The following is a 21,570-nucleotide window of genomic DNA, read 5'->3' on the forward strand; positions in this document are numbered from 1 at the left end:
CGATAGCTCGGCGAGAGAAAGAGAGACCGTCATCTCTGTTAAAGTTCTCAACTGGTGAACTGTTCTTAGAGGCGTGCTGAATGTAGAGCGCGAATATGGCAGTGCTGAGAGACGGTCTACTGAATAAACTATCGCTCAGTACAGAGGATGTAGTCAGCACGGAACTGTGGTGTTTTTCAAATTATTCTCATTTAGCCGACAGAACGCACCCATATATAAATAACAAACACGGTGTCGTTCCGAACAGAGACCCGCTAATGTCATGCGATATGAATCAGGTTAATCGCTAATTTACACCCTCTACACTAGTAAATTCAAATCGTGTACCGCCTTGCTCGCTCTCAGATACGGCAATTACCCACCCATGGGCCTTAGCAACTTGTTCGACAATCTGCAAGCCAAAGCCTGTCCCATCTGCGCTAGTTGAGTAGCCAGCCTCAAAGATCTCCGTTCGCTTAGACTCAGGAATTCCAACGCCGTTGTCTGCCACGTAAAATCCGCTGTCGGTCGCACCGACCGACACCGTCACCGCTTCACCGCCGTGTTCTATGCTATTCCGGTACAGATTCTCAAGCAGCTGTTGGAGTCGGCTGCGGTCTGCCTTGATCTTCGGTAGTTCACGCGCACTGAGAGATGCCTGTGGCGTCTCAACCGTCTCCCAACTGCTCTTAGCTGCCTCCGCGAGATCAATAGTTTCGATCTCACTCTGTTGAGCGCCCTCTTGTGCCAGCGTTAGCAAGTCATCGATTAGCGCCTGACTCCGCTCAATCGCGTTAATTGCTGTATCGAGGTGCTCTCTCCCTTCGGCGACTTGTACCAGTCCGAGATGGCCTTCAGCAACACTCAGTGGGTTCCGTAGATCGTGGCTAACGAGCTTGCTGAACTCTTCTAACCGCTCGTTTTGTGCCTCCAATCCCTGTTTGTATTCTTTACGCTCAGTAACATCACGGAGTACGCCGACGGATCCGTCGAACGTGTCGCCATCGTATGGGAGGACACCCATGTGGTCCTCGCAGGTGATCGGATCGCTATTAGATGGGTGTATTGTTACCTCGAAGGTAACTGTCTCTGGCCCAGCAGCCGACAGCAATCGTCCCAACTGTTGTTCTGCTTGTTCGACGGCGTCGTCGTCTTTGATCAACGATGGTGTGGCCCCGATGATCGTCTCTCGCTCGTAGCCGACCAACTCAACGAACTCGTCATTAACGTGCGTGAACCGGCCGTTTTCGCTAATGACGTACACCGGGTCAGTGAGCGCGTCGATAATGGTTCCGTACTCTCTAAGTTCCTGCTGGCGCTCCCGACGATCAGTAATATCACGGACAGCACCATACACTATTTTTCCATGTTCTCCAGTAGCCGCCGATTTGAGCGTAACACCGATAATTCGGCGTTCTCCGCTCAGTGTCTCAACACGGTAACTGCCCTGTATCTGTTCGCCCGTCTGAGAAGCGGAGTCAATTGCTTGCTGGATCTCTTTGCGATCATCGGGATGAAACAAATCAAGAGCATCGTCCAGAGAGGGGTCTCCCTGATCAGGAAGATCCATGACATTGCGGAGCCCATTAGTCAGAAACAACGCTCTGGTCTCAGTGTTCAGTTCGAAGCTGCCAATACTATCGGTGCGCTCGGTGAGTTCTATCAGTTGTTCTTGTCTGTCGGCGCGCTCAGCCTTACGTTCTGCCTCAACAGCGTTACAGATTCGGTTAGAGAGGAGTTTGTACCGCTCGGGTCCGCTCCCTTTCTGAAGATAATCGGTAACATCGGCGGCAATCGCATCACTGGCGACAGCCTCACTGCCCTTACCGGTGAAGAGAATAAATGGAAGCGTTGGAAATTCTTTTCGGACACTCTGCAAGAATTCAATCCCGTCTACGTTAGGCATGTCAAAATCTGAGACAATACAATCAGGTCGGCAGTCATTAATTACGCTTAGTCCTTCACCAGCGCTGGTCGCTGTCTGGATACGAAATCGGTCATCCTCCCGCTTGAGAAAGCTTGCTGTAAGGTCTGTGATTGAGGGGTCGTCATCAACGTGTAGCACGTTGATTTCGCTTTCCATGGTATACCAAGGTGGTATGATTGCTTACTTCTTTTGCTGGATGTGAACCGTCGGAAACGGCCGGATCGCGGTTAGGCGGTCGCCGCCTCGATTGCGGCCTCTAAGTCGGCGACGATGTCCGCGGGGTCCTCGATGCCGACCGACAGACGGACCATGTCGTCGGTGACGCCCGCGGCCTCCTTCTCTTCGTCCGTCAGCTGCTGGTGGGTCGTCGACGCCGGGTGGATCACGAGCGTCTTCGAGTCGCCGACGTTCGCGACGAGCGAGGCGAGGTCCGCCTCCTCGACGGTCGCCCGCGCGGCCTCGTAGCCCGCCTCCAGCCCGAAGGTGAGCATGCCGCCGTAGCCGCCCTCCAGGTACTCGCTGGCCTCCTCGTGGGTCTCGTGGCTCTCCAAGCCGGGGTAGTTCACCCACGCGACCTCGTCGTGGTCGTCGAGGTACTCGGCGACGATCCCCGCGTTCTCGCAGTGGCGGTCCATCCGCAGCGGGAGCGACTCCGTCTGCTGGAGCGTGTTCCACGCGTCGAACGGCGACTGCTGGTCGCCGAGGTCGCGCAGGCCCCGGGTGATCGCCGCGAACGTGAAGGCGGCGTCGCCGAACCGCTCGGCGAAGTTGATCCCGTGGTACGCGGGGTTGTCCTGCGCGATCTCGGGGAACTTCTCGGCGTGGTCGGCCCACGGGAACGAGCCGCCGTCGACGACGACCCCGCCGACGGTGGTGCCGTTGCCGGTGAGCCACTTCGTCGTGGACTCCCAGATGAGGTCGGCACCGTGTTCGAGCGGCCGGCAGAGGGCCGGCGTCGCGAACGTGTTGTCGACGAACAGCGGCACGCCGTGGTCGTGCGCGATGTCCGCGATCCGCTGGATGTCGGGCGTGACCAGCGCCGGGTTCCCGATCGTTTCGAGGTGGACGTAGGCGGTGTCCTCGTCGATGGCCTCGGCGTACCCCTCGTAGTCGAGCGGGTCGACGAACCGGGTCGAGACGCCGCGGCGCTCGACGGAGTGGGTGAGGTAGGTGTAGGTGCCGCCGTACAGCGCCGACGACGAGACGATGTTGTCGCCCGCGGAGGCGAGCAGGAACGTCGTCACGTCGAGCGCGGCCATGCCCGAGGCGGTCGCGACCGCGCCGACGCCGCCCTCCAGGGAGGCGATCCGCTCTTCTAAGGCGGCGTTGGTCGGGTTCATCAGCCGGGAGTAGACGTTGCCGGCCTCTTCTAAGGCGAAGAGATCCGCGGCGTGGTCGGCGTCGTCGAACTGGTACGCGGTCGTCTGGTAGATGGGGGTCGCGCGGGCGCCGGTCGCCGGGTCCGGGTCGGAGCCGGCGTGGACGCTTCGCGTGCTGAACTTCGGATCGTCGTCCCCCTCGTCGGATGGCATACGAAACGTTGCGTTCGCCGCGTAGTTAAACCCGACCGGCATACGCGGGCGTTTCCGGTACCTCAGAGACGGCCGGAGACGACGCGCCCCGCGGCCCCGAACTCGTGCCAACCGTTAACAGCGTCGGGCCGTAACTTCGGGTATGGGAACACAAGGTCCGCGCGGCGATTCCGCCGAGCTGGATGAGGTGCTGGCGGAGATCCCGGACGGGGTCTGGCAGTACCTCGCGCTCGGCGTCGCGGTGCTCGTCGGCGTCGCCCTCCTCGGCCAGAGCCTCGTCTTCGGCGTCGCGGCGCTGGCGGTGCTTCTGGCGGCCGTCACGGTTATCAGCGCCGTCGAGATCGTCGACGCCTACGACAAGGAGGCGCTCACCGTCTTCGGCGAGTACCGGAAGCTGCTCGAACCCGGCGTCCACATCATCCCGCCGTTCGTCTCGCGGACGTACGCGTTCGACATGCGAACCCAGACGATCGACGTCCCGAGCCAGTCGGCGATCACCCGTGACAACTCCCCCGTGACCGCCGACGCCGTCGTCTACATCAAGGTGATGGACGCCAAGAAGGCGTTCTTAGAGGTCGACGATTACAAGAACGCCGTCTCGAACCTCGCGCAGACCACGCTCCGGGCCGTCATCGGCGACATGGAGCTCGACGACACGCTCTCACAGCGGGAGCTGATCAACGACCGGATCAACGAGGAGCTCGACGAGCCCACCGACGAGTGGGGGATCCGCGTCGAGGCCGTCGAGGTCCGCGAGGTGAGCCCCTCCCAAGAGGTCCAGCGCGCGATGGAGCAACAGACCGGCGCGGAGCGCCGCCGCCGTGCGATGATCCTCGAAGCGCAGGGGGAACGCCGCTCCGCCGTCGAGCAGGCGGAAGGGGACAAGCAGTCGAACATCATCCGTGCGCAGGGGGAAAAGCAGTCCCAGATCCTCGAAGCGCAGGGGGACGCCATCTCCACGGTCCTCCGCGCCCGTTCCGCCGAGTCGATGGGCGAGCGCGCCATCATCGAGCGCGGCATGGAGACCCTAGAGGAAATCGGGAAAGGCGAGTCGACGACGTTCGTCCTCCCGCAGGAGCTCACCAGCCTCGTCGGCCGCTACGGCAAGGCGCTCTCCGGCTCCGACGTCCAGCAGATGGAGGGGTTAGAGAGCAAGGAGTTCGACGAGGAGACGGAGAAGATGCTCGGGTTGGAGGACATCGAGAGCGCCCTCGAACAGCTCGACACCGTGGCCGACAGCGACCTGCGGACCGACGAGACGCGGGACGCGGACGACGTCGACCTCGCCAAGCAGGAGGCGGCGACCCGCGAGGCCGACCGCGACATCGAACTGGAGAGCGAAAGCGAGCGGCCGGGAACGTAGCGATCAGCTCTCGCAGGCCCGACACTCGAGAATGTCTCGACTGAACTTCTGTGCGGCATTCACGCTGTGCTGATAGTAGAGGCTCTTGACCCCTTTCTTCCAAGCTTCGATGTAGAGCTGATTGATCTCCTTGACGCTCACTTCGCTCGGGTCGATCGAGACGTTCAGGCTCTGTGCTTGGTCGATGTGTTTCTGTCTCTGTGCTGCCTGGTTGATGATCGCCATCTGTGGTATCTCGGCGAAGGTCTTGAACACCGCTTTCTCTTCGTCCGTCAGACACTCGAGATGTTGAACGCTCCCGTCTTTATTCGCGATGCTGTCCCAGACGTCGCGCGTGTCTGTGCCCCGCTCCGCCAGTATCGCTTGAAGGAATCTGTTTTTCTGCGTCGACTTTAGCTTCGCACCGTCTCGCACGAAGTAGTTCGATTTCAGCGGCTCGATACTCGGACTGACCTGGCCCAGAATGACGCTGCTCGATTTCGTCGGAGCCACGCTCATCGTCGTCGTGTTCCGTCTGCCGTAGCCTTCGAGAACCTCCGGCTCTCCGAACTCGTCGGCGAGCGCTTCGCTCGCCTCGTAGCTCCGCTCTTTGATGATCCGGAACAACTCCTCGTTCTTCTCCATCGCCTCCATGCTGTCGAAGGGGATCATGTTGCTCTGGAGATAGCTGTGCCACCCGAGGACGCCGATCCCTATCGCCCTGTGGCGCTTCGCGAACCGCACGGCCCGCTCCATGAACTGTACCCCCTCCGTTCGCTGGATGAACTCCTCCATCACCGCGTCTAAGAACCGCGTCAGTGTCTCCACCGCGTCGGTGTCCTTCCATTCGTCGTAGTGGAGCGCGTTCATACTCGAGAGACAGCAGACGAAGCTCTCGTCCGCCGTGGCCGGCAGCGCTATCTCGGTACACAGGTTGGACGCGTTTATCTGGTACTCCTTGTCCTTGTACACCTGTGGCTTCCCCTCGTTCATGTTCCCCCGGAAGATGATATACGGGACGCCGATATTGATCCGGGTCTCGATAATATCCGCCCAGGTCTCTCGTTTCGCTTCGTCGCCGTCGATCATCGCCTGAAACCAGTCGTCACCGATGATGACGCCGTAGTAGATGTCCTGTACCGGGTCTCCCTCCGTTTTGATGGTAAGCCATTCGTCCAAATCGTCGTGTTCGACGTCGATGTAGCCGGCGAACTGTCCCCGCCGGGTCTCGCCCTGGCTGACGACGTTGATGATCGTGTCGAACAGCTCCGTGAAGCTGTAACTCCCGTTGCTCTTGCCGTTGTTCGTTATCGAACTGCCCCGGGGCCGCAGCTCACCGAAGTACCCGCTCGTGCCTCCGCCCTGCTTGGTCATCTCACCCACCTCGGCTTGGGTGTAGAGAATACTCTCGATGGTGTCCTCCATGTAGCTGCCGAAGCAGCTGATGGGAAGGCCTCTGTCCAGCCCGAAGTTGGACCACACCGGGCTGGCGAGACTGTAGAAGCCGCGGCTCATGTACTCATAGAACTTGTCCGCGAACCCCTCTTCACCCAGGATCTCTTCGGCGCGCTCCGCTATCTGTCTAACTCGCTCTTCGGCTTCGATGCCCTCGAGCAGGTATCCCTCTCTGAGAAACTCCCTGCTGTCCTCGTTCAGCCAGTAGAACGGTTCCGTCTGTTGTTCCGCAACGCTGTCGAGTGCTTTCTGTGCCATTGTTAGAACATGTCCTCGGCGGTAACGCTCTGCGTGTGTTTGTTGTACGTGGTCGACCGCTTGCTGAAGAAGTCGTTATCCTTCGTCATCATGACGTCCTCGTCGAACCAGCGCGTCTCCTCGAGCAGGTCGTCGTCCGTCTCGAATATCGGTTCCACGCCGACGTTTTTGAGGCTCTGATTGAACCGGTCTCGCAGAAACGCGTCGACGTGTGCCCTGGGAAGGAACTCCAGCTCGCCGTCGTCGAATATCCAATCCAGGATCTCCGTCTCCGCCTCGTAGGCCTGCTGACAGGCTTCTTGAACGTCTTCCTCGAAGTCGTCATCGAAGAGGTCCGGGTTCTCCTCGCTGATCGTCTCCACCAGCTCGACCCCGAACAGTCCGTGAATCTGCTCTTCTTTGCTGGTCGCTTCGACGGCGTTCGCTATTCCCTTGAACTTCTTCTCGTGCTTGTCGAAGCTCGTCATGATGAGGAACTGGCTGAACAGCGACACGTGTTCGACGAACGTACTGAAAAGCAGGATGCTCATTACGTACTCCCGTTCGTCGTCACTCTCGCTTTTCTCTAGATACTCGTCGAGATACTCGATCCGCTTTTTCATCGCCGGCTCCTCAGTCACCTGCTCGAAATCGTCCGTGATTCCTAAGATGTCGAGGAGGTGGCTGTAGGCGTCCATGTGCCGCACCTCACTTTCCGCGAAGGTCATGCCCACATTCCCGACCTCGGCTTTGGGCATCTCCTCGTAGATGTCCGACCAGAACGTCTTCACCTGCACCTCGATCTGCGCGATAGCCAACATCGTCCGCTTGATAACGGTCTGCTCGGCGGGAGTCGTGTTGACTTTGAAATCTTGGACGTCTCCGTCGAAATTAAACTCCGTGTGTACCCAGTAGCTGTTCCGGATCGCCTCCACGTAGTCGAGAAACTCGCTGTACTCGTAGGGCTTCAGCTGTGTTCTCTCCGAGAAGATGTCCGTCTCGATATCCGTGCCTGTGCTCGCGTTCGTGTTTGCGTTTTCGCTTTCGCTCATTTGGTCATCTCGAACGTGACCGGTTGTGTTGGATTGCCGCTGCCACTGTCTCGCGTCAGTCTAGTGAGTCCGACCGCTGTCGTGTCGCTCGGGAGACGGTCTTACAGCGTAACGCGTGCGTAGCCGTGTGAACCGTATCGGACCACACAGACTCCACTAGCATAAGTATTACCAACAAAATTGTAGTATAGCAAGTTCACTTTCATAGTATGTGAGCGGAGTCGTTCCTCCGATCCGCAAGCGGGCGGTGCCGAGACGGAGACTGAGCGGTGATCTCCGGGTACGGGTGGTCGTTACAGTGCCCAACTGGCGGCGTCAAGCCCCACCCTAATCGAGTTGCGAGGGCTCGGTCGAGCAGTTCAGCGAGAAGCGCGAACCCGGATCCGGGCGCGAGCGGCCGGGAGACTAATCGGCAGGCGAGTGACTGATCGGCGGGCGAGCGACTGCTCGGCGGGCGAGCGAACAAGATTCGGATTCAGTGCCGCCGGCGCTCAGGGCCGCCAGCGTTCGGGGTCGACCGCCCAGAGGAGGCCGACGGCGACCGCGCCGCCGACCCCGCCGACGACCAGCGAGAGGGGGTCGGACGCCCCCGCCGCGAGCGCCGCCAGTAACAGGACCGACCCCGCGAGGAGCGCCGCGGTGTCCTCAGTGGTCGTCGCGCGGACGACCGGGGCCACGGCGGCGCCGACGACCGCGCCCGTCGCGATGGTGCCCGGCGGACCGGAGGCCGCGGTCGCGAGCGCGTCCGCCTCGGCGAGCGCCGGGAGGATCGCCGCGGGCGCGGTGACGACGCCGGCGACGAGCGCGAACGCGGCGACTCCGCCGAGAACGGGCGCGAAGAGCGCCGCGCGCGCCGAGAGGTTGGCGCCCGCGACCGCGGCGATACCGCCGACCAGAAACACCGAACCGACCGCGAGGAGAGGCGGCGTGGCGATGAACGAGTACGGGGTGGGAGCGATGAGCGATACCGAGTCGGCCGCCGGTTCCGGAGGGACCGTGGGGGCGAGCGAAACCGTGGCCGCGATCGCGGCGAGGCCGACGACGAGGAGGGCCGATCCGAGAAGTCGACTACAAAGTGACATGGACGGTCGGACGCGTTCCGATCAGAAAACGATCGCGGGACGGAGCCGGGAAGCGGAGTCCCGGACCGACCGCGCTCACAGTGTGATCCCGGCGCGCCCGTCGCCGATAACGACGATCGCGCGCTCCGGCGGGCCGCGCTCGTCGGTGAGCCGCAACAAGAGGGTCTTCACGACCGGCTCGTCGGTCTCGACCTCGCCGCGGACGCCGCCCTGATCGATGGCAATCCGGAGCGAGTGGTCGCCGGTGCGACTGATCCCGCCGAGGCGGAGTCGGACCTCAGGTGCGGTGAGCCGCTGGGCGATCACGAGGACCGCATCGCCGCCGTCGTCGACGAAGTCGGTTCGGTCGACGAACTCGCGGGACGCCGTCGCGTCGGGCTTGAGCGCGCCGTGGGCCGACGAGGCGGAGCGGAAGGAGGCCGCGTGGGTCAACAGTTCCTCGGGCCGCGCGAGAACGCTGCGCGAGTCGACCATCGGGTTACCGTCGACGTAGCGGCTCCGCACGCCGATGTCACGGGGGGTCGAGGCGGCGACGTCGTGGAGGCGGTCGACGCACCCGGCGGTGGCGACCGCGGCTGCCCCGGCGACGACCGCGCGGCGGTACACGTGCCCGACTGCGACACACCGTGGTAAAACCCCGTCGCCACGGTGACGCGGCGTGAGAATCGGAGCGGCGGCGGTAGCGGGACGGAGCGCGCCGACGGCGACCGCTACTCGTCTATCGTCGGCGCGGGGACGCCCTCGTCGCCCGCGTCGATCTCGAAGGCGCGTCGGAGCTCCGCGATCCGGTCGCGGATGTCGGCCGCCAGCTCGAACTCCAGGTTGCTCGCGGCCTCGTCCATCCGGTCTTCGAGCGCCTCGATCTGCGCTTTCGCCTCGTCTTCGCTCTCCACGTCGCCGACGCTGACCGACGAGGTGTCCGTCTTCGAGCCGGGGAGGTTCGTCTCGCTGACCGGCTTGTCGATGGTGGTCGCCTCGTAGCCGTGTTCCTCGTTGTACTCGAGCTGAATCTCGCGGCGGCGCTGGGTCTCCTCGATTGCTTCCTCCATCGAGTCGGTCACCTCGTCGGCGTAGAGGACGACCTCGCCGTTGACGTTGCGGGCGGCCCGCCCCATCGTCTGGACGAGGGTCGTGGTGGAGCGGAGGAATCCCTCCTGGTCGGCGTCGAGGATGGCGACGAGGCTCACCTCCGGGATGTCGAGCCCCTCGCGGAGCAGGTTGATGCCGACGAGCACATCAATGTTGCCGAGTCGGAGGTCGCGGATGATCTCGTGGCGTTCGAGGGTGTCCGTCTCGTCGTGCATGTACGCCACGTCGACGCCCGCCTCCTCGAGGTACTCGGTGAGGTCCTCGGCCATCCGCTTGGTGAGCGTGGTGACGAGGACGCGCTCGTCGCGCTCGATCCGGTCATCGACGCGTTCGAGGAGGTCGTCGACCTGCCCCGTCGCGCCCGTCACCTCCACCTTCGGGTCGACGAGGTGGGTCGGGCGGACGATCTGCTCGACGATCCGGTCGGAAGTCTCGCGCTCGTAGTCGCCCGGCGTCGCCGACACGTAGAGCGTGCGGTCCGTCTTCGCCTCGAACTCCTCGAAGGTGAGCGGGCGGTTGTCGTAGGCGGTCGGCAGGCGGAACCCGTTCTCGACCAGCGAGTCCTTCCGGGACTTGTCGCCCTCGTACTGCCCTTTGATCTGGGGGATAGTCTGGTGGGACTCGTCGACGACGGTGAGGAAGTCGTCGGGGAAGTAGTCGAGCAGGGTGTAGGGGGCGTCGCCCGACTCGCGGTCGTCCATGTGGACCGAGTAGTTCTCTATCCCGGAGCAGTAGCCCGCCTCGCGGAGCATCTCTAAGTCGAAGGTGGTGCGCTCCTCGATGCGCTGAGCCGCCACGAGGTCGCCCTGTCGCTCGAAGTAGCTGACCCGCTTCGCCATCAGGTCCTCGATCTCCGCGATCGCCTGCTCCAGCTGGTCGTCCGGGATCGAGTAGTGCTCCGCCGGGTGTAACATTACTGCGGGCTCCTCGGAGACGACCTCGCCTTTCATCGGGTCGAGCTTGAGCATCCGGTCGATCTCCTCGCCCCACAGCTCGACGCGCACCGCGTACCGCCCGTACATCGGGTAGATCTCGACGGTGTCGCCCCGGACGCGGAACGTGCCCTGCGTGAAGTCCACGTCGTTGCGCTCGTAGTTCAGGTCGACGAGCCGGGTGAGCAGCTCCTCGCGACCGACCTCTTCGCCGACCTCCAGCCGTAGCGCCATGTCGCGGTAGTTCCCCGGGTCGCCGAGCCCGTAGATGGCCGAGACGGAGGCGACGACGATCACGTCGTCGCGGGTGAGAAGGGAGCGCGTCGCGGAGTGGCGCAGGCGGTCGATCTCCTCGTTTATCGACATCTCCTTGTCGATGAACGTGTCCGTCTGCTCGACGTACGCCTCCGGCTGGTAGTAGTCGTAGTAGGAGACGAAGTACTCGACGGCGTTATCGGGGAACAGCTCGCGGAACTCCTCGTACAGCTGGGCGGCGAGCGTCTTGTTGTGGGCCAAGACGAGGGTGGGTTGGTCCAGCTCCTCGGCGACCCACGAGACGGTGTTCGTCTTCCCGGACCCCGTCACGCCGAGGAGGGTCTGCCTGTCGGCGCCCGACTCGAACCCCTCGACCAGCCCCTCGATCGCTTCCGGCTGGTCGCCCGCGGGCTCGAACGGGGCGTCGACGCGGAGCGGGCGGTCGACGGTCGGACGGTCCTCCGAGAGGGGGGAGTCGGCGTCGCTCACGATACGCGTCGTTGGACGGCGAGACACTTGAGCGGCGCGGCGATACGAGATGGTCGTAGGGGTGTCAAAACTCTCCTCCGCCCGTTCGACCTTTATAAGTGGTTAGCCGTGAATCGGCGGCGAACACCGTCAAAGCCCCAGTCGCGAGGCGGGCGCACGCTCGCTGTGCTCCTCGCTCGTTCGCTTCGCTCACTCACTGCGGTGCTTACGTCGTCTGCGCCCGCCTCGCGACTGCCCCTTTGAGTCCCGCCCCGCACAGCACTACTGGAAGACGGTCCTGCTCGCTCACTGCGTTCGCTGCGCGGGCTGCGACTTCCGTACTCCCGTTCGCTCCCTCCGGTCGCTCACGGGACCGCGCCTCACACCTCCCCAGCCTCGTCGGTCGCCCGTCGCTTCGCTCCCGGCGACCGACTCCCTCGCGCGTGCTGTCTCGCGGCCGCCGGAGGCGGCCGCTCGCAGGCACGCGCCACCGCGTCTATTTATAAGCGATCTCGCGTCGCTGCTCGCCCCCGCTCCCCGGACGAAAACGTTTCCCCCTGTCCCCGCGACGCGTTCCGTATGCGCATCGCCGTCCCCAACAAGGGCCGCCTACACGAGCCGACGCTCTCGCTCCTCGAGCGCGCGGGGCTCCACGTCGAGGAGACCGCCGACCGCCAGCTGTACGCCGACACCGTGGACGAGGACGTGACGGTGCTGTTCGCGCGGGCGGCCGACATCCCCGAGTACGTCCGCGACGGCGCGGCGGACCTCGGCGTTACCGGCCTCGACCAAGCGGCCGAGTCGGGCGGCGTCGTCGACGCCGCGAGCGAGGCCGCCGAGGGCGACCTCGTCGACCTGCTCGACCTGGGGTACGGCTCCTGTAAGCTCGTCCTCGCGGCGCCGGAGGACGGCGACGTGTCGACCGTCGAGGACCTAGTCGGCAAGACGGTCGCCACAGAGTTCCCGAGCGTCACCCGCGACTACCTCGACCGCGTGGGCGTCGACGCCGACGTGGTCACCGTGACGGGCGCGACGGAGCTGACTCCCCACGTCGACATGGCCGACGCCATCGTCGACATCACCTCAACGGGGACGACGCTGAAGGTGAACCGGCTGGCGGTGCTCGACGACGTGCTCGACTCCTCGGTCCGGCTGTTCGCCCGCCCGGACGTCGTCGACGACGCGAAGGTCGAGCAGGTGGTGACCGCCTTCGAGTCCGTCCTCGCGGCGGACGGCCGGCGCTACCTGATGATGAACGCGCCGAAAGACCGGCTGGACGCGGTGAAAGACGTGATCCCCGGGCTTGGCGGCCCGACCGTGATGGACGTCGAGGCCGACGAGAACGGCAACGGGATGGTCGCGGTCCACGCCGTCGTCGACGAGCGCGACGTGTTCGAGACCATCTCGGAGCTGCGCTCGGTCGGCGCGACCGGCATCCTCGTCACCGAAATCGAACGGCTCGTGGAGTGAGCGGGGCTTAAACCGCGTCGGAACCGCCGTCCCCGCCGTCGATCAGGCTCTCCTTCTCCGGGCGCGACAGCGACTTTATCGCGTACTCTCTGGACATCGCCGCCGACTTCGAGTCGAACGACTCGACGTGGCGCAGGGTGACGGGGGTCCGGCCGCGCGTGTACTTCGCGCCCTCCCCGGCGTCGTGTTCGGCGACGCGGCGCTCGACGTCGGTCGTGTACCCGGTGTAGAGGGTGCCGTCGGCGCACTCGATCACGTACACGTGGTGGTCGGCCACGGGCGGTCGTCGGGGCGCGAGGTAAAAGTGGATGCGGATGTGCCTGGGGGGACAAAACGGAGCGGCCGCTCTCGGTGCGCTCGGTCTCCGATCGGCGTTTCGCCGGTCAGTCCCCGGTTCGCGTCCGCTCGCGGGACACCTCTGCGATGCCCGCGTTCGCGGAGCACTTGGGGCACGCGTTCAGGTCGCCGCGCTCGTCCGCGAAGACGCGCGCGAAGCGGTCCGAGACGTGCGACCCGCAGTGGTCACAGCGTGGCATGTGATGCCGACGTGCGTCGGCAACTACCGTACGGTCTGGACGAACTAATACCCTTTCTCGGTCCCCCCGACTGCCGGTATTCGCCCGTTTAACACGATCCGGAACACGCCGGGATCCGCCGGAGTCCACGGGGGGTGCTCGCGGCCGGCGGCCGGGGCCGACGAGACCGCTCACTCGGCGCGCGCCGCGTCGACCGCGCGGGCGATCAGCCCGGCCTGGGCGCCGGCGACGAAGCCGGCGTCGACGTTGACGGTCGTGAGCACGGAACACGACTGAAGCGCGCCCTCAAGCGCCGCGACCCCCTCGCCGCCGACGCCGTAGCCGGTCGAGACCGGGAGCGCGATCACGGGCGCGTCGACGAGCCCGGCGACGACGGTCGGGAGGGCGCCCTCGCGGCCCGCCGCGACGACGGCGACGTCGGCCCCGCGGATCCGGTTGACCTGGTCTAAGATTCGGTCGAGGTTGGCGACGCCCACGTCGTCGATCCGGTCGACTGCGGCCCCGATCTCGCGGGCGACGACCGCCGCCTCGCCGGCGACCGGCGCGTCTGCGGTGCCGGCGGCCACGACCGCGACCGCGGCGTCGAGCGACGGGGGCTCGAAGTCGCCGGCGTGCGCGACGACGGTCCCCGTGCGGTCGTCGCGCTCGACCGTCGCGTCCGGGTCGCCGTCGCCGACCGCCGACGCGACCGCCGCCGCCGTCGCCTCGTCCGCGCGCGTCACCAAGGCCCGCCCCGTCGTTTCGAGCGCCGTCGTCGCCAGCGCGGCGACCTCGGCAGGCGTCTTCCCTTCCGCGAGGATCGCCTCCGGGATCCCGCGCCGGCGCTCGCGGGCGGCGTCGAACCGCCCCGCGGCCGTGGTCGCGTAGCCCGCGAGCCGCGACTCCGCCTCCTCGACGCCGATCTCGCCCGCTTCGAGCGCCGCTAACGTCTCTCGCATGGCAGATCGTCGGCGACGGAGTCGGTCGAAGCTGTCGGTTTGCCCTCCGGGAGCGCGCCGCGCGCGACGCAGGGGGGCGGCCCGAGCGCGCCCGTGGGCGTCACGCGGCGGGGATACGGCCCGATCGAGTCGGGTTCGAGACGAGTTCGGAGCGCGGTCGGGGCAGCGCGGAGACGAGAATCTCACAAGATTTATAAGTGATTGTGTTCGCAGCCCCCCGCGAACCGGCTTCACGGCGCCCCTCGCGGGCGAATTCAGGAACTCTTATTAACCATCACCGGGTAGGCCCGATCGCATGGCAGACCTCATTGTCAAAGCGGCCGTCAAGGAAGCCCTGGACGACAAGAACGTCGCTTCGGACTTCTACGACGCGCTGGACGACGAAGTGGACGAGCTGCTCGAAGACGCCGCGCGCCGCGCCGAGGCCAACGACCGGAAGACGGTCCAGCCGCGCGACCTGTAAGGCGAACCCGTTTCCGTTCCACTTTATTTGGACGCTACCCGTCGAGCGGCGGCGCTGTCGGTCGTACCGGCGCTCTTCGACGGTTTCAGCCCTCCTCGATCTCAGGCCTCGTCGATCCGGACCCCCGACTCCGTCCCGACGTGGACCTCGTCCGCGAGCCCGACGAAGAGGCCGTGTTCGACGACGCCCGGGATCTCGGACAGCGTCGCCGCCAGCGCGGCCGGCGCGTCGATGGCGCCGAACGCGCAGTCGAGGACGAGGTTCCCGTTGTCGGTCACGACGGGGCCGTCCTTCCGCTCCGCGCGCCGCAGCGTCGGCTCACCGTCCGCCTCCCGAATCGCCGCGGCGACCGCGGTCCGCCCCGCGGGCAGCACCTCGACCGGGACCGACCGGTCCAGCCGCGGCGACTCCTTCGAGGGGTCGGCGACGACGAGGAAGCGGTCCGCCGCGGCGTCGACCAGCTTCTCGCGGGCGTGGGCCGCGCCGCCGCCTTTTATGAGCGCGCCGCCGGAGACGGGGTTGTCTGCCCCCTCGCTCCCGGTCGCCACCTGATCCGCGCCGTCGATGGCGAGGTCGATCCCCCGGGCGTCCGGGCCGACCGCCTCGGGGAGGTCGAGACAGGGAATCGCCTCCTCGACGGCGAGTTCGCGACTCGCGAAGGAGGTGGGAACTCCCCGAATATCGAGGCCGGCGTCGACCCGGTCGCCGAGCCGCCGGATCGCGTGGGCGGCCGTCGACCCGGTCCCCAGGCCGACCACGTCGCCGTCGGTTACCGCCGCGGCCGCCGACTCGCCGGCGCGTCGCTTCATCGCGTCGCTCCCGCCGCTCGTCTTCATGGAGCCGACTGCGTGCGGCGGCGTTGAAAAGGCGTCGGGGCTCGGAGCGGGGACGGCGAAGCGGGACGGTGCGGCGCGGCCGATATCGCCGTCACTCCAGCCGGTCTAACACCGCCTCGGCGTCGTACGCGAGGGAGAGCTCGCGGGAGCGGCCGCGGCCCTCGACGTCGGCGTACTCCGCGTCGATCACGCCGAGCTGGTCGAGCTTGTTGATGATCTCCGAGTAGCGGGTGTAGCCGAGGTCGGTCTCGTCGTTGAACGCGTCGTACACCGCACCGGCGCGCTCGCCGTCGTGTTCCGCGAGGACGCGGACGAGGTCGCGCTCGGACTCCGAGAGGCCGCGGAGCGACCGCGAGAGGTGGACGTGCTTCGACTTGTCGTAGGCGTCCTCGACGTCCGCCTCCGATATCGTCTTGGAGGCGCGCATCTCGGCGTTGAGCCCGGCTCGGCGCAGGAGGTCGATCCCGACCCGGAGGTCGCCGCTGTCGGCGGTGAGGTCGGCGACGCGCTCTAACTCCGCGTCGCCGATGACGCCCTCGTGGAAGCCGCGCTTGGCGCGCTCGGCGAGGATGTCGTAGATCTCGGTCGCGTCGTAGACGGGGAAGTACACCTCCTCGGGGCGGAAGACGGACTGGACCCGAGTGTCGAGGTCGTCGATCACGTCGAGGCCGAGATCGGAGGAGACGACGATGACGCCGATCTTCGCGCCGGAGTGGGCCTCGTGGGCGCGCAGGAGCGAGTACAGCGTGTCGGACGCCTCGTTCTCGTAGAAGAGGTAGTTCACGTCGTCTAAGGCGACGACCAGGACCTCGTCCTCCTCGACGAGCCGGTCGGTGATCTGGCCGAACAGCTTCTTGAAGGAGATGCCCGAGGAGGGGGGTTCGTACTCGAAGATACCCTCGAACAGCCGGGAGAACACCGCGTAGCGCGTCGAGTCGACCTGGCAGTTGACGCGCACCGTCCGCACCTCGGTCCGGGCGCCCAGCTCGCCGAACAGCTTCTGGACCGCGGTGGTCTTCCCGGTCCCCGGCGGGCCGCGGACCATCGTGTTGAGCGGGCGGGAGCCGCGGACAGCGGGGCGAAGCGCGTACTTCAGGTTCTCCAGCTGGCTCTCGCGGTGGCGGAACGTCTCGGGGACGTGGTCGATCTCGAACACCGACTCGTCGCGGAACACGGACTCGTCCCACGAGAGCATGTCCCCGGCGTCCCCGGTCATGCGAGTACCACGAGAGGCCGCGCACTTAACCGTTGCCCGGCGGCGAGGCGAAACTGAAACTTGTCGCGCGAGCGCCCGACCGGAGCGATTCCGCCGATCGCTCGTTCACTCTCGGTCCGGCGTGACCGCGGCCGCGCCCGCGCCGGTCGCCGCCGCGTCCCCGCGGCGCAACACCAGCACGTGGCGCGTCAGCGACCGGTGGACCCGGCGCTCGAACGCCGCGTCGACCGTCCAGCCGGCCTCGCGGGCGGAGCCCCGCCAGTCGCGGTCCGCGACGATCACCGCGCGCGGCGCGACCCGAGCCGCCTCGGCGAGCGCGCCCGCGACGAGGTCCGCGAGCTCGTGGCGCGCGATCTTCGACTGCCGGCCGTAGGGGGCGTCGAACGCGACCGCGTCGACGGCGTCGTCCGGGAAGGGGAGCGCGGTCGCGTCGCCGCGCGCGACGTGCCAGTCCGGGGACGCGTCCGCCTCGTCGGCCCCCTCGCCCTCGCCGGTGCGGTCGGTGCCGCCGCCGTCCAGGTACTCCCGGAAGTTCTCCCGCGCGCCGCGGACCATCTTCGCCTGCGCGTCGCAGGCGACGGCGTCGGCGCCGACGAGGCCGGCCTCCAGGGGGAGCCCGCCGGTGCCGCACATCGGGTCGAGCAGGGTCCGCCCAGGAGCCGCGCCCGAGAGGTTGGCGTAGGCGCGGGCGTCCGCCGGCGCCATGCTCCCCGGCTGGAAGAAGGGGCGATTGGTGGGCTTCGGCGCGAAGTCGCGAGCTGCCTCGGCCGTGACCCAGCCGAGCGCGCACAGGTCCGCGTCGCCGCCGTCGGCGCCGGCCACCGCGTCGTGTTCGGCGCGCGGGCCGGCCGCGAACAGCGCGCGGAGGACGTGGTCGGGGTCGTCGAGGTCGACATCGAACCCGCGGTCGACGAGGACGCTCCCGAGCGCGCGCTCGGCCGCCGCCGTCGAGACGCCCGCAGTGGCCCGGACGTCGCGGGCGCGGACCGCGACGCTCCCGGCGCGGTCGAGCGACGCGGCCCGCAGCGCGGCGGCCGCGGCGTCGACGTCGGCGTCGGTCCGCGCGACCGCCTCGTGGGCGGCGCGCGTGTACGCGAGCCGGCGGACGCGGGCTGGGTCGATCCCGCCGGTGCGCGCGACGCCCGGCGCGAGGAGGTCGACGCCGGTCGCGGCCGTCGCGGCCTCGCGGGCCGCGAAGGCGTCGGTCTCGCCGGCGAGTTCGAGCCAGTACACGCCGCCCGCTCCGCGCGGCGGCGCCAATAGCGTGGCGGTTCCGACCAGCCACCTTTTTAGGCCGCTCGGGCGAGCATAGAACTAATGACGGCCGACCCGAAGGAGACGATCACCGTAGAGAACGTCGTCGCTTCCACGGGGATCGGACAGGAGCTCGATCTCCAGAGCGTCGCGATGGACCTCGAAGGCGCCGACTACGACCCCGAGCAGTTCCCCGGACTCGTCTACCGAACCACGGACCCGAAGTCGGCCGCCCTGATCTTCCGCTCGGGGAAGATCGTCTGTACCGGCGCGAACTCGATCGAGGCGGTCCACGAGAGCCTCGACATCGTGTTCGAGGAGCTGCGCGCGCTCCAGATTCCGATCGAGGATCCCGAGGTCACGGTCCAGAACATCGTCACCTCGGCCGACCTCGGCGAGAGCCTGAACCTGAACGCGATCGCGATCGGCCTCGGCTTAGAGCACATCGAGTACGAGCCGGAGCAGTTCCCCGGCCTCGTCTACCGGCTCGACGAGCCGGAGGTCGTCGCCCTGCTGTTCGGGAGCGGCAAGGTCGTCGTCACCGGCGGCACGAGCCCCGAGGACGCCGCGGCGGCCGTCGACGTGATAGTCGAGGAGCTGAACGGCCTGGGACTGCTAGACTGACGCCACGGACCGGAAACTAGACGCCGATTCGACGCGGCCGCGTTCCGCGACCACTTTTATCCCCGCCCCCGTAGGTGAACCATGCTCTTACAGACGGTGACGCCGGTCTCCGTGCTCGGGACGACCGTCCTGTTGGCGCTGTTCCTCTCTCTCACCGCGCACGTCGCGGCCCGGAACGTCCTCGGCGACGTCGACCCGCGGCGCGCCCTCTACGTCGGGCCGCTGCCCGCGGTCATCAGCGTCGTCGGGAACGCGTTCGAACTCCCCGCGGCGCTCATCCTCCTTGCCGCACTCCTCGTCGACGGGACGATGTTCTGGTGGAGCTACGAGCAGCCCCGGCGGGCCGTCGTCGTGATGACGCTGATCCACGCCGTGGTCACGACGCTGCTCAGCGGGCTTCTGCTCGTGGTCTCTATCCTGCTCGCGTCGATGCCGGGATAGGACCGCGAGACCGGGCGTCGGCCCGCGGAGGCGGTCCTCGCAGGCGAACTATCACCGCGTCACGGCGACGGCGGCGGCCCGTCGTACGCGTCGTGGTCCTGGTAGAAGTTCAGCATCGCGAACTTCAGCTTCTCGGGATCGACGTCGAGCAGCTCCTCGCGCTCCGCCGGCGGGAACGCGGAGCGGACGGAGTACTTCCCCATGTCGGCGGTCGTGTAGCGTCGGTCGGCGAGGATCCGGACGCCGAAGTCGTCGGGGCCGCGGATCACCCGGCCGAGCGCCTGTCGCGTCTTGCGGATCGTCGGGATCTCGACCGCGTACGTCCACCCCGGGTCGCGGGCGCGGTCGCGGTCCGCGAACGCCCGGTCGTAGGCGTCCTGAACCGCCTCGGTGCGGTCCGAGAGGTGCGGATACGGGACGCCCACGACGACGACCGTGCGGGCGTCGTCGCCGTCGAAGCTCACCCCCTCGCCGAGCGTCCCCCACAGCGAGGTGAACAGCGCGGCGCCGTCGCTCTCGACGAACTCGCTGCGGAGCCGCTCCTCGTCTACGCCCGGGCCGTCGAGGTGGATCGGGCCGAGGTCGGCGTTTTTTCCGGCTCCGGACCCGTCCCTCGCGTCCTTTCCGCCGCCCGCACCGGTGAGCCGCTCGTGGTAGCGCTCGGCCTCCGCGTACGAGGGGAAGAAGGCGAGCGTGTTGCCGGGGGTAAACCGGATCGCGTCGCGGAGCAGCGACGACACGGCCTCCTGGGTCTCCGGGTCGTTGCGGTCGGAGGCGAAGAGCGGGGGCACGTCGGCCGCGAACGTCCGGCGGTTCGCCTCGGGGTAGCCCATCTCGTAGGCCATCGACGCGACGTCTTCTAACCCCAGCACGTCCTCAGTCACGTCGAACGGGCGAAGCGTCGCGCTCATCAGGACCGAGGCGGCCACCTCGTCGAACAGCTCGCTGGTGACGCTCCGCGGAATACAGGTGTACAGCTCCGCGCGCCCGTACACCTCGTCCGTACCCGCGTCGCGCCGGACGGAGACCACCGGGTACTGGCCGAACTCCGCCCCCTCGTCCATCCACGTCGCGACGAACCGGGCGGCCGCGAGCGTCTGCGACTCCGACCGGGTCGTCGACTCCCCGTCGCGATAGCGGCGCTCGTACTCCTCGTCTATCGCCTGTCCGAGCTGGACGGCGAGCTCGGTCTCCGTGTCGATCCCCTTGCCCTCGTAGTTGCGGAGGAACGCCAGCGTGAGGTCGTCGCGGCGGTCGTCGTTGGCGATCGAGACGTCCTCCCAGCTCTCGTCGACCCCGCCGAATCCGAGCGCGTCCTCGTACGTCTCGACGAGGGCGTCGCGGAACGCCCGGAGGACGTTCTCCGCGGGTTCGGCGCGGGAGTCGTCGCTGTCGGCCAGCTCGTCGAGCGCGGCGTCGAGGGTGTTCTCGGTCAGCGTCCGGGTCGCGTGGTCGCGGGCGGCGTCCTCGATGTTGTGGGCCTCGTCGAAGACGGTGAGTATCTCGCTCGGGTCGCGGTCGATCCACCGGAAGAACTGCTCGCGGATGTTCGGGTCGAGCAGGTGGTGGTAGTTACAGACGACGAGGTCGACCCCCTCCATCCCCTCCTTTAACAGCTCGTAGCCGCACAGCTCGCGCTCGTCGGCGTACGCGTACACGTCGTCGGGAGTCCGGACGTCCTCGAAGAGCCACCCGAAGAACTCGTCGGTGTCGCGGGTGAGGTTGTTGCGGTAGTGCTCGCAGACGTTTGCGGCGTCGTACTCGTCGATCTCGTCCTCCAGCTCGTCGAGCTCCTCCATGACCGCCTCGCGGGCCTCAGCGGCGCCCGCGTCCCCCTCGCGGCTCTCGGCCAGCAGCTCGCGCTGGCGCGACTCCAGTTCGCGGACCTCGCTCTCGGTCTCGACCATCTCGCGCGTGGTGTCCCGGAGGGTCTGACACTCCTGGTAGTCGACGTCGATGTGGCACATCGACGACTTCCCCTTGAAGACGACCGCGCGGATCGGCTCCTCGCGGGTGATAGCGCGCGCGTCCTCGACGAACTGCCGCATCTGCTGGTGGACGTTGGTCGTGATGACGACCGTCCGGTCGTGCTCGCGGGCGTGTTCGAGCGCGGGCACGAGCGCGGAGAGGGTCTTCCCCGTGCCGGGCGCGCCCTCGAACAGCACGTCTTGCCCCCGGTCTAACGCGTTGGCGACCCTGTCCATCGCCTCGCGCTGGTTCGGGTAGGGCTCCTCGTACGGGAAGAACCGCAGGTGCGGCGACTCTGACACGGGATGGAGTTCGGCGCCACCGGGCAAAAGGAGTCGGGTGGCGGGGCGGAAGTGGTCCGGCGCCGTCCGTAGCCGAATTTTGTTACCAGATAGTTTTAGAAATTATATAGCTTTGGGGTATGTGCGCACCACCCACACAGTACCGGCATATATTACCTAATCTTGTGCGAAT

General features: G+C 66.4%; 19 protein-coding genes. 5 read left to right on the top strand and 14 right to left on the bottom strand.

Features of this window, described 5'->3' with window-relative positions; genetic code table 11:
* Nucleotides 1-286: 286 nt before the first annotated feature.
* Together F3H13_RS14205 and F3H13_RS14210 are read right to left on the bottom strand one after the other, a co-directional pair.
* The gene (locus F3H13_RS14205; RefSeq protein WP_149799658.1) at nt 287-2,062 is read right to left on the bottom strand and encodes a PAS domain S-box protein; all 1,776 of its coding nucleotides are present in this window, start codon (nt 2,060-2,062) and stop codon (nt 287-289) included.
* Nucleotides 2,063-2,133: 71 nt separating this feature from the next.
* On the bottom strand, nt 2,134-3,438 hold the full coding sequence (locus F3H13_RS14210; RefSeq protein ID WP_149799659.1) for an O-acetylhomoserine aminocarboxypropyltransferase/cysteine synthase family protein: 1,305 nt from the start codon (nt 3,436-3,438) through the stop codon (nt 2,134-2,136).
* A gap of 142 nt (nt 3,439-3,580) precedes the next feature.
* On the opposite strand from F3H13_RS14210, the gene F3H13_RS14215 reads away from it, so the two are divergent.
* The gene (locus F3H13_RS14215; RefSeq protein WP_149799660.1) at nt 3,581-4,801 is read left to right on the top strand and encodes an SPFH domain-containing protein; all 1,221 of its coding nucleotides are present in this window, start codon (nt 3,581-3,583) and stop codon (nt 4,799-4,801) included.
* A gap of 3 nt (nt 4,802-4,804) precedes the next feature.
* Here the strand turns inward: F3H13_RS14215 and F3H13_RS14220 are convergent, their stop codons facing one another.
* The 5 genes from F3H13_RS14220 to uvrB form a co-directional block, all read right to left on the bottom strand.
* Nucleotides 4,805-6,493: a ribonucleoside-diphosphate reductase subunit alpha gene (locus tag F3H13_RS14220; protein ID WP_149799661.1), complete on the bottom strand. Its 1,689-nt coding sequence runs from the start codon at nt 6,491-6,493 to the stop codon at nt 4,805-4,807.
* A 2-nt stretch (nt 6,494-6,495) separates the two neighbouring features.
* The gene (locus F3H13_RS14225) at nt 6,496-7,524 is read right to left on the bottom strand and encodes a ribonucleotide-diphosphate reductase subunit beta (protein ID WP_149799662.1); all 1,029 of its coding nucleotides are present in this window, start codon (nt 7,522-7,524) and stop codon (nt 6,496-6,498) included.
* Between the two features lie 491 nt (nt 7,525-8,015).
* Nucleotides 8,016-8,606, bottom strand: a complete 591-nt coding sequence (locus tag F3H13_RS14230; RefSeq protein WP_149799663.1) for a hypothetical protein — start codon at nt 8,604-8,606, stop codon at nt 8,016-8,018.
* 75 nt (nt 8,607-8,681) lie between these two features.
* Nucleotides 8,682-9,212: a hypothetical protein gene (locus F3H13_RS14235; RefSeq protein WP_149799664.1), complete on the bottom strand. Its 531-nt coding sequence runs from the start codon at nt 9,210-9,212 to the stop codon at nt 8,682-8,684.
* Nucleotides 9,213-9,316: 104 nt separating this feature from the next.
* Nucleotides 9,317-11,371, bottom strand: a complete 2,055-nt coding sequence (gene uvrB, locus F3H13_RS14240; RefSeq protein ID WP_149799665.1) for an excinuclease ABC subunit UvrB — start codon at nt 11,369-11,371, stop codon at nt 9,317-9,319.
* A gap of 558 nt (nt 11,372-11,929) precedes the next feature.
* Here uvrB and hisG point away from each other — a divergent pair.
* A complete protein-coding gene (gene hisG / locus F3H13_RS14245) occupies nt 11,930-12,820 on the top strand; it encodes an ATP phosphoribosyltransferase (RefSeq protein WP_149799666.1) in 891 nt (296 codons plus the stop codon).
* A 7-nt stretch (nt 12,821-12,827) separates the two neighbouring features.
* Here the strand turns inward: hisG and F3H13_RS14250 are convergent, their stop codons facing one another.
* The 3 genes from F3H13_RS14250 to larB all read right to left on the bottom strand — a co-directional run bounded on the left by F3H13_RS14250 (nt 12,828) and on the right by larB (nt 14,294).
* Nucleotides 12,828-13,097, bottom strand: a complete 270-nt coding sequence (locus F3H13_RS14250; RefSeq protein WP_149799667.1) for a GIY-YIG nuclease family protein — start codon at nt 13,095-13,097, stop codon at nt 12,828-12,830.
* Between the two features lie 106 nt (nt 13,098-13,203).
* Nucleotides 13,204-13,356, bottom strand: coding sequence for a DUF7563 family protein (locus F3H13_RS16300; protein ID WP_008440770.1), 153 nt, complete (start codon nt 13,354-13,356; stop codon nt 13,204-13,206).
* Between the two features lie 170 nt (nt 13,357-13,526).
* Nucleotides 13,527-14,294 (bottom strand): nickel pincer cofactor biosynthesis protein LarB, encoded by a 768-nt coding sequence (larB, locus tag F3H13_RS14255; RefSeq protein WP_149799668.1) that lies wholly within the window; start codon nt 14,292-14,294, stop codon nt 13,527-13,529.
* A gap of 295 nt (nt 14,295-14,589) precedes the next feature.
* Between larB and F3H13_RS14260 the strand changes: the two genes are divergently transcribed.
* Complete coding sequence (locus F3H13_RS14260) at nt 14,590-14,757, top strand: DUF1931 family protein (RefSeq protein WP_004047560.1); 168 nt, start codon at nt 14,590-14,592, stop codon at nt 14,755-14,757.
* 101 nt (nt 14,758-14,858) lie between these two features.
* Here the strand turns inward: F3H13_RS14260 and rpiA are convergent, their stop codons facing one another.
* The 3 genes from rpiA to F3H13_RS14275 all read right to left on the bottom strand — a co-directional run bounded on the left by rpiA (nt 14,859) and on the right by F3H13_RS14275 (nt 18,042).
* Nucleotides 14,859-15,593 (bottom strand): ribose-5-phosphate isomerase RpiA, encoded by a 735-nt coding sequence (rpiA, locus tag F3H13_RS14265; RefSeq protein ID WP_149799669.1) that lies wholly within the window; start codon nt 15,591-15,593, stop codon nt 14,859-14,861.
* A 91-nt stretch (nt 15,594-15,684) separates the two neighbouring features.
* Complete coding sequence (locus F3H13_RS14270; RefSeq protein WP_149799670.1) at nt 15,685-16,809, bottom strand: ORC1-type DNA replication protein; 1,125 nt, start codon at nt 16,807-16,809, stop codon at nt 15,685-15,687.
* A 105-nt stretch (nt 16,810-16,914) separates the two neighbouring features.
* A complete protein-coding gene (locus tag F3H13_RS14275; RefSeq protein WP_149799671.1) occupies nt 16,915-18,042 on the bottom strand; it encodes a TIGR01177 family methyltransferase in 1,128 nt (375 codons plus the stop codon).
* Between the two features lie 84 nt (nt 18,043-18,126).
* On the opposite strand from F3H13_RS14275, the gene F3H13_RS14280 reads away from it, so the two are divergent.
* On the top strand, nt 18,127-18,687 hold the full coding sequence (locus F3H13_RS14280) for a TATA-box-binding protein (protein WP_149799672.1): 561 nt from the start codon (nt 18,127-18,129) through the stop codon (nt 18,685-18,687).
* An 81-nt stretch (nt 18,688-18,768) separates the two neighbouring features.
* Entirely contained in the window at nt 18,769-19,128 is a 360-nt protein-coding gene (locus tag F3H13_RS14285; protein WP_149799673.1) for a DUF7473 family protein, read from the top strand.
* Nucleotides 19,129-19,187: 59 nt separating this feature from the next.
* On the opposite strand, the gene F3H13_RS14290 is transcribed toward F3H13_RS14285, so the two are convergent.
* Nucleotides 19,188-21,398 (bottom strand): ATP-dependent DNA helicase, encoded by a 2,211-nt coding sequence (locus tag F3H13_RS14290; RefSeq protein WP_149799674.1) that lies wholly within the window; start codon nt 21,396-21,398, stop codon nt 19,188-19,190.
* Between the last annotated feature and the right edge of the window lie 172 nt (nt 21,399-21,570).

Source organism: Halorubrum xinjiangense, from assembly GCF_900102375.1.
In the GTDB taxonomy this organism is placed as follows: domain Archaea; phylum Halobacteriota; class Halobacteria; order Halobacteriales; family Haloferacaceae; genus Halorubrum; species Halorubrum xinjiangense.